We start from the raw sequence: 15,887 nt of genomic DNA on the forward strand, positions 1-15,887 counted from the left end.
ATTACCTCAAACAGTTTAACATGGTTTTCAATCAGTTGGGATTTCGGGTCACTGAGCCCGTGGATTACGAAGGAGTAGAGCATTCCAATCGTTTTTCCCAGTTTTTGTTTAGGGCCTTAGCGGAGGAGTATATCAGCGTCAGTAAGGCAGCAGCCTTAAAAAATCAGAAATTGGCCGAGTTTAGGAAAGAAAATAGAATTATCTGATGAGGATTGCTGTTACGAACGCCTGTATTTTTATTGAGCTGGATCTAAACCATGAACACTGAACCAAAAACACCCACAAAACCCACAAACAAGTACCAAACACAAAATACCCCTTGTAAATCCAGCCATTTTTTCGTTACATTTAACCAAACTTCCCAAACACATGAAAAAACGAACCTTCCTCAAAAATCTGATGGCATTGGGTGTTACGGCCAGCCCTGGAATTAACTCCTTTGCCCAGCTTCTGTCCGGCGTGGAGCATATTCCCCCAACCCAGCTCGCATCAGATGAAGATTTTTGGGCAAGGATACGGGCGGGATACAAGCTAAAACCCGATTATATCAACCTGGAAAATGGTTTCTACTGCTTTGTACCGCAGGAGACACTGGAAAATTTCATCCAACACGTACGGGATGTAAATTACCAGGGATCCTGGTACATGCGGAACCATAGGAAGAAAGACAAAGATGCCACAGCAGCCCGACTTGCAGCAATGGGAGGTTGCAGCCCGGAGGAGCTCGTGATCACCCGCAACGCCACCGAATCGCTGGATATGATCATCACGGGCATTGACTGGAAGGAAGGGGATGAAGCAGTCATGGCAGAACAGGATTATGGCGCCATGCTGAATCAATTCAAACTCGCTGCCAGACGATACGGGGTCGTAAACAAAGTGGTTTCTGTACCAAACCACCCCAAATCGGACGAAGAGATCGTGGATCTCTATGCCCGGGTAATCACGCCAAAGACCAGGCTACTCATGGTTTCCCACATCATCAATATCACCGGTCAGATCCTGCCGGTACGTAAAATCTGCGACATGGCCCATAGCAAAGGGGTCTCGGTATTGGTGGATGGTGCCCACGCCTTTGGCCATTTTCAATTTAACCTGCCTGACCTGGATTGCGACTACTACGGATCCAGTCTGCACAAATGGCTGAGTACGCCGCTTGGTGCCGGGCTACTGTACGTCAAGAAAGGAAATGCGGAAAAGATCTGGCCCTTGCTTGCTGAGGGGTCCCGCGCTCACACTGATATTCATGGGCTTAACCACGTGGGTACCCACCCCGCGCATACCGACTTGGCCATCAACGACGCCATCGACTACCACGATGCCATCGGCGGAGCGCGAAAAGAAGCACGACTCCGGTATCTGCAAACGTATTGGACCAGCAAGGTGCGGGATATTCCCGGTGTAATCGTCAACACGCCCGCGGATCCTGCGCGCCATTGCGGGATCGGAAACGTAGGCATCGAGGGCATGAAACCGGCAGATTTTGCAAAGGTCCTGATGGATAAATACAAGATTTTCACCGTAGCAATCGACGGTCAAAACGTTCACGGCTGCCGAATCAGTCCCAACCTCTATACAACGCTGGATGAGTTGGATGTGCTGGTAAAAGCCTGCACGGAGCTGGCAAAGGGATAGCATCCAATACAATACATGGAATCTCCCACGATCTTGCCATTTAACACAAACCCATTACAAGGATCCAAAACTACCAAATCCCACCCGGCCCCTGTTGGTCAAAAAACCGGAACATAACCATAAATTCGTGGGTGTTGCCCAAAAACTGCCGGCTGGAGTTAATGGGGTACTCATATACATAGCCCAAGCGAATAGCGCCTCCGAGGTATCCGACGTGCAGCGAGTTTGCGTAGTTTAACCGATGCCCTGCTCCCACCCAAAAGGTATCCAGCATGAGCGCTTTCAGGTTGATTTCTGTATTATCTGCAAAGCCCTCTTGCTTGCGGTAGAAAAAATTTCCAATACCGGTGACACTCTCGCTAAATGAGTACCGGTATCCGGTCTGCACCATGATAGACATGGGCTGCCCGTTCATAAAATCATCGCCTGAAGACAAGCGCCCGCCATTGACATGGTGCATGCCGTAGGAGATATAGTAGTCTTCGTGTGTCAATGCGAGCCCCAAGTTAAAATCAATGATCTGCATATTGGCGAAACTGCCCAAATACTGACCAATGGATGCATCCTGTGCCTGCTCTACCGTCAGCGCATTGCCATCCAACCTGACCGACAGGTAATTGACACCGGCGCCAAGGCGTACGTTGTGCCGGTCTGTTATGCGGATCCGGCTGGCATAGGCCCCAATCAGTTCCGTTTCCATAAAGGCCCCGTACGTGTCATGCAGCATGTTCAGACTCACGGCATTTTTACCCATGAGAGCTGGGTCTTCCAATCCTCCCAACTCGCCAAAGTCAAGTTCTATGCTCAAAAACCTGGTTTTTGGGGCACCCTCCACACCACTCCACTGATTCCGTACAAACCCTCTCAGCGCACTGCCCTCGTAGCCGGTCAGGCCGGGATTGTAGTAACTCTGAAACTGCGTAAACTGGGAAATGTACTTCCTGCTCTGACCGAATGCCTCCACGGAAATACCGCAGCATAGCACCATCCCAACTAGTATCTGTCTCACTTTCATTTTTTTTATCATTTGGTACTCAAGGCCCTGGACTACCTGTCCCATCTTGACAATAACCCGAATGGGGAAACCTAACCGGGAGCATCTCTCTATTGATAGAATCCCAGCCCTTTGCACGGTGTGTGTCCTGCCAAATGTTCTTTCCATGTTATCTCGTGATTAGGTTGATGATCCCGGACCTTCTTTGACTGGGATCCTTTGTTTCGAGTACGTAGATGTACGTGCCCGCCGGCAGTGCCTTGCCCTGATAGGCGCCGTCCCATCGGCCTGTGGGATTTGTGGTGCTAAATACGATTCTGCCGGCCCGATCCACTATGGTAATGTTTACCTGTTGGAAGCCAAAAAGATCCGGAATCCCCCATGTGTCGTTCTGCCCGTCGCCGTTGGGAGAGAACGCACTAAATACCTCTAGGTCATCCAGCGTAGGCCAATTTACGGCGAACGTAAACACCTTGGTAAGGCGATTCCCCGCCCGGTCAGTGGTACTGACCTCTATGGTGTAAGTCGGTTTACCGGAAACTGGCTGGCTGCTATTCCATTTCAGTAGATTCCCATCCAGGATAAAATGGGCATTATCACTTCCCTGATCCGTCAACTCGTAGAAATGGACATCATCCACCGGATCTACCGTCTCCAACGTGGCCAGGGGAGTATCGGGATGAACCTTTTGTTGGCTGACATGAAGTAATAAATCCTGCGGATCCGGCTTCTCCAATACGAGAACGGTCAACGCTGCCCGAACTTGGGCTGGATTGGTCAGCCCATCCGTTGGCGCAATGGTTCCTGAAAAGCTATAGATACCCGATTCCATCGGATCGTAGCCGAAGGCCTCCCAAGTCACAGGGAGGTTAGCTGTCTCTCCATTGTTCAGCGTGGCAGAAACGGTGTGAGGAAGAGCAAGTGCGTTAAACGGCGTGTTCCAGGGCACTTCCAGCATTTCTAAAGCCGCCACGGACGCTATCTGAAGTGCTTCCACCGTAACCTCAAAGACGGCTTTGGTCTCGTTACCACTTGCATCCTTGGCCGTGAGCGTAATGGTATGCGCTTGGCCTGCCGCCAAAGAAGTGCCCGCGGCGGGACTTTGGGTAACCTCAACGGCTCCACAGTTGTCTTCTGTGGTAACTTTGTTGATATGATCGGGCAGGTTATACCCCGAAGACGCAGTCGCATAGACGATACTATCTGCGGGAACTGTCAAAGCTACCGGTGGAATGGTATCCCGTACCTGTACGTTCACACGGGCGGTTGAGGTATTCCCCGATCCATCCGTGATCGTGAGCATCACCTCATTTTCGCCCAGGTCGGAGCAGCCAAAGGTTGCTTTGCTAATGGTACGCGTGGCAATCGAGCAATTATCGGTGGATCCGGCGTCGACCATTTCAACAGTCAGCCTGCCTTGTCCTTGTGTATCCAAATACACCACTACCCCTTCATTTATCTTTACTTCGGGGGCTTGGATATCCTCTGCAGCTATAGAAACACTTTGCTCTGCTGTTTTTCCCCTTGCGTCCGTCACCCGCACGTGGTAAGTTCCTGCCTTCAGTTCATTGATCGAATCGACCCCTTCTATTGGCACGTCCCCGTCTGTATGCCAACTGTATTCGTATGGCGCAATGCCTCCCGACACATAACTTTTGACCATCCCATCAAAGGCCTCTGGGCAAGTAGGTGGTGTGCCTTCCAAGGTAATGGTCAGGATTTCCACAAATAGGGCTTTCAGGTTTTTCTCCTTGTCCACCGCAACCGTAATGGTTGGGTCTAACGAGGACTCGTCCCCTTCCCAGGCTACAAATTCCCATCCGGCTGCAGGCGTAGCGGTGAAAGTCACCAAAGTTCCAGCAGGGTATCCGCTACCGGCCGGGTCACGGGTAACCGTACCGTTACCCTCTATTAGGGTGTTCACTGCAAATACCGGCAGATCTCCCTGTATAAATACCGCCCGAATCTGCTTATCGCTGTCCATGGTCAGTTGAGTACGTATGTCCGTACCGCTGACATCTCCCTCCCATCGCACAAAGGTCCATCCTACAGCTGCAACGGCCTCTACCTGAATTTCCTCAGACTCGCTAAACACCGATCCACCCGGTAGTGTGTTAATTTGCCCCTGCCCGGACACTTCAGACTGAAGCGTATAGACAGTCGTACTAAGCGCTGTATCTTCGGGTGTGGTAAAGCAAATTACATCTTCATCACTCACCCGAGTAGCATTGTTAACCTGATCTTTCACTACCGTGGCAAGGCAGTATTTTTTTCCAGGGGTGCCGCGGAACACAAATTTTTCTCCAACCGCGTTGTCAATACTTTGCAACAGGTAAGGCCCTTCATCTTCAGAAACAAAGAGGTCAAAGCCCTTTAAGCCGCTACCTCCCGCATCATCTTGGGTAATCACGGTAAAGCTCATCAAGGAATCAAATTCAACCAACATATCTTTGATTTCAAGCAAAGTAGGTGCTACCGCATCCACCGTATTGAATGCCTCGTTGGTCAAAATGGGTGCGTTTGTGTCAAAGAAAATATTGGCCATGGCCCGGAGGCTGTCTCCGGTTACGGTTTCTCTTCCAGCTTTGATGGTATAAGACACAAAACCTTCTCCTCTCGCCGTGGAATCATTGACGGGCAGGAATCCAGCCAATGCTTCAAATGGGGGAAGTCCGGTAGTTGGATCTACGGATTGCAAAGCCCAAAACAACTCGTTGTTTACCGGATCCAACCCAAAGGTCACGTTAACGTCCACCCCGATTTGGGATGCGGTGTTCAACTTGGCCGTGTAGTTGGTGAGGCCTGCGGGAACATCGAAGGTCATATTCTGGAAGCCGAAGCCATTAAGTCGGAAACTGGCCGGATCAAAATTTGGATCCAGCGCCTGTTTCACCACCACCCGCTGGGCAGGGGCTGTGGCAAAAACAGGGTCGTTTTCGAAGAAAATCGTAAACGGCAGCTCTTCGTCTTTGGAAACAAATCGCTCATCTCCGTACCCTGCCGGTCCGAGGATTTCATTGGGGTCGCAGGAGGAAACCACTGGTTTGCAAACCACCGATTGTCCGGCACAAATCCCCACGTCGATCAAGCCTCCGGCAATATTTAGCTTTTTGGGGTCAAAAAATCCTGCTACGCAACCCCCAAGCCACGCTTCCTCGGATTGCTTTCGCACGTTGTACATATCCATGATGGAACTCACACAGCCATTGAGCCCCAGCCCACAGCCCACAGCCCCGGGTAGACAACCAATCACTGTGGCACATCCCGCTGCCACGGCAACACCGCACCCAGCAATGGCAGTACCACAACCTAGTCCGGTAAATAAGGCGCCACAGTAAGAGGAACTCCGGAAACTGGCGAATGCCCCGCCACTGCCCTCTCCTTCTGCGCATCCGGTAGGTGCGGGACCTCCGCCACCGCCACCACCGCCACCCGGTGGGACCACCGGCCTACCCGGAGGTGAAGGACATGGCGTCCCAAAGGGGGAACCTGGTACTCCATGGGTACAATCTCCAATGGAATCTTCGGGCACTTCATCGTTACCACAGCCCTCCAGGTAGGGGCATTTTCCCTGTGGAGCGGGTTTGGGGTTTGGACCGGGATCCGGCGAAGGATCTGGGTCTGGATTTGGTTCGGGATTCGGATCCGGATCCGGATTCGGGTCTGGATTCGGGTCTGGATTTGGCTCGGGATTCGGATCTGGATCCGGTGTACAGTCCATTCCGGGGGGACAACCTCCGTTACCCCCACTGGGACCCCGTGTTCCGCCTCCTGGACCACCTATTCCACCTCTTCCCCCTGATCCAGGCGCAACGCCCGGAGCTCCGGGACCTCCGGGCCCTCCGGGAGAACCGTCTTCTCCCCATCCACCAGGCGCACCGGGAACACCAACTTCACCGGGTCCGGGAACATACGCCGTAAAACAAAGGGAAATCGTGTATTCGTCAAGCTGCCTTATGCTGAACTGACCGTTGTAAATAAAATTATAGGCTAGAAACCCCGTTAAATCGATTTCGAATTTTTCCGGATCAAATCCTGTGATACCCTTATCAGCCACCGCAATCGTCCAACATTTATTGACCGCAGGATACCACCCTGCGAGGTAGCCCGGATTGTTGTTATAATCCAGACTATTGACCTTGATGGTAAATGGGGAGTTTTTGGTCGCCGTTATGGCAAGATTACCGGAAACCTTGACCATGTCCCATCCTGGATTTTCTCCTGCCCTACCTCCGTATTTGTTGATATCCCAATGGTAATATTGCCCAGGTCCGAAGGTGGCATTGCCCAAAAACTGTGTGCCTATCCCTTTATCGGTTTCGGGATCAAAACTTCCGTCAGACGGAACAAGACTACAATTGAGACAGCCCAAATCTATCCCCACGGTATCTGAAGTGGTGATCAATCCGATATCTATGTAATTATGAAGCATGGCATGTCGGAAGCCCACTTGATCTGCCACCAGTGCCCGGTCGCTGGAAAACATCTGCGGATTATCCAATGCAAGCTGCCGCGTGGCTTCGATCTTTTCTACCAGGTTGAGCACCAACACGGACGGAGAAACCCCTGCCGATTTTATCTGCATGGGAAAGGTGTTTCCCGTAAAATTGCCCAATAACAAGCTAGCTGAAAACTCCTCACCCGGCCTCAAATCCCTTCCATACAGCGGCAACACGAGGAATCCATTGGCAAAGCCGTAATCGGGTTGATCGGACAACCTACCCAACGGATCCACCGTGGAATTGGTCTTTAGGTTTCCTTGGGTCTTCAACTCATAAATCACGATATCATCCTCCATGGCCAGTTCAGCTATCACATAGGGCACATCCACATTCCCTTCGTTTCGGAAGACTACATTATAAAAGGCGGTCTTACCTCTTCTCACCACGTCAGGGGCAAGAATATCGTAACGCAAGCCTCCATATCCGGTACTGGGTTCCACTTCCAGACCATTTGCCAAGGTCACCCGGGACCCATCTGGATTTTTAACTTCCACATCATAAACCCCAAAAGGCACATCTCCCAGTCGCCAAGTCAAACTACCACTCATGCTGTTGGTGAGATTTACATGGGTTGCCCCGGCCACTTTGGCTCCATTTGTCAACAGAGACACCTCCATGCCCGCTTTGAAACCCGCACCGGTAAGTGTAGTGGTGACGGTGCCATTTCCCACCGCCCCGGGATTGGATGATAAAATACTAAAAGGCAACGCTCTGGCGAGCAGTTCAACCTGTTGACCTAGCGGAATATCGGTTTTTACTAGGATGTAATAGGTTCCAGACTTCGTTTCAGGTATCAAAACCCGTTGGTCAGTGCGGTTTTTTAGGATCCCTTGATAGTCAAATTCATTGGGAGTGGGTACCTTTCCAAACGAGACAAACACATCGTTAGAACCCACGGTCCGATTGGATGACAAGTCAATCAGCAGATCCAAATCTGCGTTTACATTGACTCTGTAATAGCGCCAAGTACCCGCAGTGAGCGATGCAGATGTAGGCACATCCAATGGAAGAGACCTTACATCCAGGCTCAGTGCCCGCTCCGCCACCATCAAGTTGTTTTGGTAATTGACTTCATTGATGGACGCCAATAAATTAGTCCGACCAATGCCTAAATAGTCTCCTGGAGCCAGGTCTAAAATAGGGCCTTTGAGGGTAAATGTCCGGCTTTGGCCGGGGAGGATGGTCACGTCTGCATCCTGTGTGCCTACCAAGGGGTCTGCAGCACCATCAAACTGATTGTCGGGGGAGAGATAGAATCCATTGAAAAGGCGTCCCGAGGCGGGCTTTTCCCCTACATTGGTAACTTCAATTTCAGCGGAGGTCTCGTCTCCCAAGTAGGCTGATTCCGGCGTCGAAAAAGAACTTACTTCTAAGTCGGTGGGATCTGAAATAGTGACCAATAGGACCTGATTGCGCTCATTGTTGAGTTCTGCCCCGTTTAGGCCTTCGAAGACCCTGTTCTGGTAATCTGCCTTAGCGATCAAGAAGTAATTTCCCGAAAAGTTACTTGGAGCCTTAACCAATGCGCTATCGGTTAAGCTTTCCCCTTTCGCCAAAGCGACTGATACGTTTTTGAATCCGATATTCTGCGCCCCGGCACCCAAGGAGGGGGAAGTACTCAAAAAGAAACCGTCGTTCCAATCCGCCCTTGTTGATCCTTCTCCCTTATTTTCTACTGTGTAGGTGACATAGAATGCCTCTCCAGAGATGACCTCCGAAGGTGCTGAAAGCGCGGTGATCTGCAGATCTGGCGCAGGAGTCGGTGTCACGGTGATTTTCCGTACCGCTATATTATTGGTTTTGTCCTGATCTTCGGTGACAGCACCCCGGTAATCCACCCAAAGGTAAACGAAGTATTCACCCGATGCCCACTCAGGAATCTTCACGGCCCTCCCTGTAGCGTATTGGTCTCCAACCGCCAGCCTGGCTCTTCCAAATTCGGTCAGATAGTGGTCGTCTTCTGTGAGAACACTGCTTTTAGCCAGGTAAACCCGAGTGACAAAGGCGTCCGTCACATCATCTGGCCCCAGGTTTTCTACCGTGAAATTGATGTTTAACAGTTCTCCAGAACCAATGCTGCTGTTGCTCACTACCAGATCCGTAGCGGCTAAATCTGACTGCCTGGCAACAAGCTCCGCTTCTCGGGATAAAACCACGGGAGAATGAACCCCTAAGGCTTGGTTGCTGGCCCTGTTATTGGTTTCATCCACTTCAAATAGGTTATCAAAAACATCGGTAAAAACATGAAAATAAATACTATCCGGTGCGTTCTTTGGCAAATTGACCAACAGGGTCCGTTCTACGGCTTGTCCCGCAGGCAAGCTGTCCCCATGAAGGATCGAGCCCATGCTTGTTATTGGCTGTTGAGCAGGGTTGGGACTGACGGACCAGTAGACCCTATCGGTAAACCCTACAGCCGACTTGGTGCCGCTGTTTCGTATCCTCCATTTAAGGGGAAAAGCTGCCTCTCGATAAACCGTGTCGGGAAAGGAGATGGATACGGGTGTCAATTCGGCCCGTTCACCGGTGATCAGCTTGATGGTGTCTGTACTTCGTTTGACGTTATTAGATTTTGAGTCAAACTCAAATACCCGGTTATCACTATCCGTGAGTAAATAAACATAATAATCTCCGGACAATCTCTCAGGCACTAAGGCCTCGGCTTCTGCTGAATACCTATCGCCGGTTTCCAGCGGCATGGGGGTGCTGCTTCCAAATTCATTGAAGCTGCGTGGTGTGGTAAATGTTTTGCGGAAAATCGAGATGGCCTTGGATCTATCAAAATCCGGCTGGTCAGAGATAAACACCTCATCCACCCACGAACTCACATTGGGAGGGTTGGCTCCGATGTTCTCCACCGTCCATGACACCTTCATGTTGGTGCCCGCGATCACCTCTGCCGGTACTTGGAGGTCCGCAACTTCCAAATCTGAGGGTGGCCGAAGTATCACATTGATGGGATCACTGCGGCGGACGTTGTTACTGTAATCGTTTTCAAACATTCCGGAGAAGTTGGATACGATGTACACATAATAGGTCCCAAAGACATTATCGGGCAATTTCATCTCCCGCTGCTGTGTATACGTAGCATTCACGGCAACATCCCCTCCGGTAATACAGCTGGAATTGCTATCTTCCTCTGCTAAAAAGACCGAATATTCCTCTATTTTGGTGGATTTGCTGATGTTAAATTCAGGTTCCTGGGATAGGTAAATGGCATCTCTCCAATAATACTCGATTCTGCAAGATTCTGTCAAACTCACATTTGCGGGCGCTGAACCGGCACTGACGGTATTGCCCCCACCGAATGTCCCCCCAGCATTACCGGTAGAGTAGCTATATTGTCCGTTGTCTCTCTTGAATCTCCAAAACAGACCTTTGGCATCTCTTTCTCCAATGTTCTGAACCTCATACAACACACTGATCGAATCCCCGGAAAAGGCATCCGTGGTGACGCCGACCTGATTGACCTTGAGGTCTGCCAACGGGGGAATACCTATCGAAATCGGGCGATAGATCAGGTTATTCTGCTCTTCGCTTTCCGAAACCGTCTGCGTATGGGACCGACGCTCGTTGGCGCAAACACCGTTTTCAATCGTACAATACCCGTCATCATTGTCTGTGATGATGAATAAGTAATAAACACCTCTCAGGTTGATCGGGACCCGCACTTCCTGGGTCATGGTGTAGGATTCCCCCGCCATCAGCGAGGATGGATTATCAAAAGTCCCCAGCAGGATATCGTCTGCCTTTCGGAGATCCAAGTCTGCCGACAGCCAAATACGATCCTTCCATCGGGTATTGTTCGTGTTACCGGCACCTACATTTTTCACCTCCCAAGAAACGGTTAGGGTATTCCCGGCCACCACCGCTTCAGGGGCTACATACGATTGAATAAGCAGATCTGGAAGGCCTGCAGCAACAAAGCGCTGCACGGGTCCCTCCGACACAAAGCAGCTATTTTTGGCGTGTATTTGCCATAGGTAGGCTTTTCCCCGCTCTAGGTTTCGGGTGGTATAACTGATTTGAGGAATATCCGCTGCCACCGGCTGACTGGGTTTTTCCGATCCTTCCTCCCATACGAAGACATCATAGACTACCGAATTGGCTCCGGGCGTCCAAGAAAGTGAAATCGGTTGGGCCAGGTTGAGCGATCCATTGGCGGGCAGCATCTGTCGTACGGGTTCGGGTGCCGTTGCCGGTATCACGTTTATTTCCAAGGTATCGGAAAAGTGGCAATCTGCGTTATACTTCCCACTGACCCAATATTTCGTGTCGCCGGTTGGGCTGATCGTAATGCTCTCTCCCGACTCGCCGGTGGACCAAACCAGTTCTCTTAAGCCTGAAACGGATAGCGTGAGGGATTCTCCTGTACAAATGGTAGTCAAGCCCGAGACCGTCAGCACGGGCAGTTCTGCTGCTTCCACTAGCAATGGAGAAGAGCTGATTTCACAGCCACTTTCATTCTGGTATCGAGCAATGTAGTTACCTGACCGATCGGATTTTAGCGTAATAGATTCTCCAAGGTCAAAAATTTCAGCATCCACATCCAAATACCATCGAACCGGAATATCGAGTTGGGTACTGAATACGCGACCTCCTTCACAGGATTCCGGGTCAGGCTCCGAGGAAATAACGGGCAACTCACCAGACTCCTCCACATTCACCCAAACACGCTTTTCTATCTGACATCCATTTGAGGTAGTGATCGTAACCCGGTATTCGGTAGACACCAATGGAGCCACCTCCAATAAGTTGGTGATGGCACCCGTGCTCCATCGATAGGAAGTTCCTCCCGAAGCCTGAAGTAAAGCGGGAGTACCCCGACAGATGGTCACATCGGGAGATACATTTGCATCGCTTTCCGCCGAGCTGTTGATGCTTATTTCAAAGCGGTCGTTTGAAGGGTTTGAATCTCCCTCCAAGATGGTGTAGGCTATCAGCTCGTGATTTCCTTCGGCAGATAGGTCCACCTTCGTCTGGAATGTATAGCTCAATTTACCGTTTCCGGGGATGGTATTTGTGCCCGAAATACGCTCGATGATCGGGGCAGCCCCATTTAAGGAGTATGCCACCTGAAAGGGACCGATCGGAGCAGAATTGAAGTTGGTGATTTCGATGCTGACGGTTTCCGCATCACCCAATTCACAACTGGAAACGGGGGCGGTGATACCCGTGATCCCTATATCTGCGGATGTTTTGGATGACTGGGAAGATGTATAGGGAGGAGCCAGATAGAGGTCTCCTTGTTCCGACGTAGCATATTCATAGAAAGCGAAATGATACGTCACGCCGGGTTCAAGCCCTTCTAAGGTAAAACCCTCCTCGGTACCGTTGTACACCACAAAGTTGCCTGAACCGATTTGACCGCCTTGCCCAAAGGTGGCACTTGCGGAATAAGCAGTAAAATCCGCCGGTCCCGCGTTGACGGCACTTCCCGCTCTGGCAAGCACCAACCTGCGCGTTCCATTTCCTTTGGAAAAGCCTACATCCATACCGTTAAAATCGACATTGGAATAGGTGGCATTAGTCACCTGCACCGAAGGCCTTTCTCCAAATGTTTCTAAGGCAAAGGAGTAGCCAGGTCTCAGGTAAAGCCTCGCTGAACTGCCATTGAATTCAAACAACGCAAAATGGTAATTGGTACCTGGCTCCAGATTGGTCACGTTGATATTGTTTCCCGAACCGGAGTATAAGACGTAATTTCCGGTGCCCACTTGCCTGACGCCAAACATGCTTGATGCGGGATAATTAGCCAGATCCGTGGGCTCTACATTCACGGGGCCTTCCTTTCTGCCGATCAGTATACGGTTAGCGCCATCGCCCCTTGTCCAGGAGATGTTTATCGAATTATTGCTGCGACTGCTGGTAAAGGCATTGCTGGATTGAATAGAGGGAGGGCTTAGGGTAGGCTTAGATGCTGCCAGGTAGAGGTCCCGAAGGTAGTAGGAGTTTTCGCCGGTTCCGTTGTATTCGAAGATCGCCAGATGGTACTCAGTAGCGGGTTCCAATCCGTAGAGCCAACTGCCATTGGACGTGCCGTCGTAAATGGCAAATTCACCGGAGGCGACCTCTGTACCAAACCCAAAGGTGGTGGATCCTGTAAAAATCTGCCCGTTGGTTGGCCGGAAAGTAACCGAGCTGCCTTTCTTCGCAATGACGACCCGCCTTGCGCCATCACCTACTGTGAAGGAATAATAAAACCTGTCTCCGTCTACGTTCGCGTTGTTCACCGTAAACGTAGAGGACGCTATGGTTGGAGCCGCTCCGGTAGCTTGGAGTGCTTTTGTGCCGGGCTTGAGATATTGCCTACCGGAGCTGCTGCCTGTATACTCAAACAGCTCAAAGTGGTAGGTGACGTTCGGGCTCAGTCCGCTGATGTTAACGCTCCTACCGGAACCGGAGTACTGCACGTAATTGCCCTCGCCCAAATTGCTGCCGTTGGCAAATGATCCCGCGCCACTGTAATTCGTAAAATCAGCAGGGGCGGCATCCACCGGTGCATTTGCCTTTCCGACCAATACACGTCCGGTTCCATCCCCATTGGTCCAATTAACCGTCATCGAGTTGCCGGTAACATTTGTGAAATTCAGGTTTCCGGCCTGTATGGTTGGCGGAAAAAGTGTCGCTCTTTCCCCCGTCAAAAAAGGGTCTCTAAGATAGAATGATTCCTCCCCAGTTCCGTTATACTCGAAAATTGCCAGATGATAGGTGGATGACGGATCTAAACCATAGAGCCAGCTGCCGTTTGAGTTACCACTGTATACCACAAATTCCCCTGTTGCAACTTCCTCCCCTTGCGCAAAGGTGGTGGAAGCCGTAAAGACTTTTCCATCTACCGGTCTATAGGTAACTGCACTTCCCTTTTTGGCCACAACAATCCGCCTGGAACCATTGCCACTGGTAAATGAATAATAAAACCGGTCCCCGTCCACGTTGGCATTATTGACCGAAAAATTTGAAGACGGGATGGAGGGAGTAGAAACGGTGGATGCTACGCCCTTCGCACCGGGCCGGAGGTACTGCCTTCCAGACCCACTTCCTGTGTACTCAAACACCTCGAAATGATAGGTTTTGGCCGGGCTTAGTCCGGTAATTGTGGTATTATTGCCTCCACCTGAGTACTGGACAAAATTTCCATTTCCTAGGTTACTGCCGTTGGTAAATGTACCCGATCCACCACCATAGTTTGTAAAATCTGCAGGGGAAGCGTCCACCGGCGCACCCTCCTTTGCTACCAGCACCCTTCCGGTTCCATTGCCATTGGCCCAACCGATCGTCATCGAATTACCGGAAATATTGCTGAAGACCATATTGCTGGCCTGCACCGTGGGTGGACTGAGGGTAGCCCGCTCCCCGGTCAAAAAAGGATCCCGAAGGTAGTAGGTATTGGTGCCGGTACCATTGTATTCAAAGACGGCCAAATGGTACGTTGTAGACGGCTCCAGGTTGTATAACCAATTGGCGTTTGATGTACCATTGTATACCACGAATTCATCAGGACTTACTTCGGTTCCCGACCCAAAGTTGATGTTGCCCGCATAAGATGCTCCATCCTGAGGCAGGAAAGTTACCGGACTTCCATTTTTTGCAATCACCATCCTGCTGGCACCGTTCCCATTTGTATAGGAATAATAAAACCTATCTCCGTCGACATTGGCAGTGCTGACTGTGAAATTCGTCGCCGGCACGGTGGGTGTGGATACGGTGGATTGAGCGGATCGGGTACCCGGCCTCAGGTAGACCCGTCCGCTGCTGCCATTGTATTCAAAAAGCGCAAAATGATAGGTTCGATTTGGATCTAACCCACTAATAGCCGTGCTATTTCCGGCACCGGAGTATTGTACAAAATTCCCGTTCCCCAAATTGGTTCCGTTTGCAAACGGAGCGGTGCCGCCACTGTAACTTGTCAAATCCTGAGGTTCCACATCTACGGGTCCATCGGCTTTGCCGATAAGGATCCGACCGGTGCCATTGCCATTGGTCCAGCTTATAGTCATTCCCGAGCCCGTCACTTGACTGAAACTAAGCCCACTCCCCTGAACAGTCGGTGCCGTCAGCGTGGTGGCGGTACCCTCCAAAAATTGGTTCTTTAGGTAAACGGTGGAAAAATTTGCACCGTTGTATTCAACTATTTTCAGATGATAGGTTGTGGAATGATTGAATCCATACAACCAAGTCTGATTGGCGGTTCCGTTATACACCACAAATTCACCGGGTGCAATTTCATTTCCCTGGCCAAAGTTCCCTGCCAGATAGTCGGCTCCATCCACTGGAACGGCACTCACCGGATTCGTACCGGCAACAATGATCCTTCTCGATCCATTGCCCCTCGTGAAGCTGATATAAAACCTGTCTCCATCGAGATTTGAAACCGTAAGGTTTTTAGATGGTTCGGTCGGTGCCTGCCCAAAAACTACAGACCCACTCATGAGCATCAACGCTAAAAACAGCATCCATCTTGTCGTGGCGGAGTGAGCACGTAAAATTATTTCCATAATAAACACAGGTAAACAATCGTAAACTTTAGATCCTAATCCCTAAAAGCCAGAATAGACCTTCAAACAAAAATGCTGTTTCCCCAGAGCAATGGACATAAAGCATGTAACAACTCATGGCAATCCGGTAACATTTCGATGAAATCGAGCCTACCTACCGGACAGGCAGGCATGACCTCTACCCGTCACACGCTGAAAAGACTATGGTACGTGCGAAATTCCATCCCGATCAACCGGGCCAGTTTGTGACAGCTAAAA

4 protein-coding genes are annotated in these 15,887 nt (G+C 50.6%); 2 read left to right on the forward strand and 2 right to left on the reverse strand.

Going from position 1 to position 15,887, the window contains the following annotated elements:
• Window positions 1–20: 20 nt before the first annotated feature.
• Together IAQ59_RS22310 and IAQ59_RS06275 are read left to right on the forward strand one after the other, a co-directional pair.
• Entirely contained in the window at window positions 21–206 is a 186-nt protein-coding gene (locus IAQ59_RS22310; protein WP_245189461.1) for a hypothetical protein, read from the forward strand.
• Window positions 207–369: 163 nt separating this feature from the next.
• Complete coding sequence (locus IAQ59_RS06275) at window positions 370–1,635, forward strand: aminotransferase class V-fold PLP-dependent enzyme (RefSeq protein WP_209329939.1); 1,266 nt, start codon at window positions 370–372, stop codon at window positions 1,633–1,635.
• A gap of 70 nt (window positions 1,636–1,705) precedes the next feature.
• Here IAQ59_RS06275 and IAQ59_RS06280 read toward each other — a convergent pair whose 3' ends face one another.
• A complete protein-coding gene (locus IAQ59_RS06280; protein WP_209329940.1) occupies window positions 1,706–2,650 on the reverse strand; it encodes a PorP/SprF family type IX secretion system membrane protein in 945 nt (314 codons plus the stop codon).
• Between the two features lie 148 nt (window positions 2,651–2,798).
• Window positions 2,799–15,629 carry a CARDB domain-containing protein gene (locus IAQ59_RS06285; RefSeq protein ID WP_209329941.1) on the reverse strand — a complete coding sequence of 4,277 codons (12,831 nt, stop codon included), beginning with the start codon at window positions 15,627–15,629 and terminating at the stop codon, window positions 2,799–2,801.
• Window positions 15,630–15,887: the final 258 nt, after the last annotated feature.

The sequence above is a fragment of the Lunatimonas salinarum genome (genome assembly GCF_017811155.1).
Taxonomy (GTDB): Bacteria; Bacteroidota; Bacteroidia; order Cytophagales; family Cyclobacteriaceae; genus Lunatimonas; species Lunatimonas salinarum.

Bases quoted from the DNA above. Each gene is read 5' to 3' on its own strand.
- IAQ59_RS22310 (WP_245189461.1), top strand. From the start codon at position 21: ATGGTTTTCAATCAGTTGGGATTTCGGGTCACTGAGCCCGTGGATTAC.
- IAQ59_RS06275 (WP_209329939.1), top strand. From the start codon at position 370: ATGAAAAAACGAACCTTCCTCAAAAATCTGATGGCATTGGGTGTTACG.
- IAQ59_RS06280 (WP_209329940.1), bottom strand. From the start codon at position 2,650: ATGAAAGTGAGACAGATACTAGTTGGGATGGTGCTATGCTGCGGTATT.
- IAQ59_RS06285 (WP_209329941.1), bottom strand. From the start codon at position 15,629: ATGGAAATAATTTTACGTGCTCACTCCGCCACGACAAGATGGATGCTG.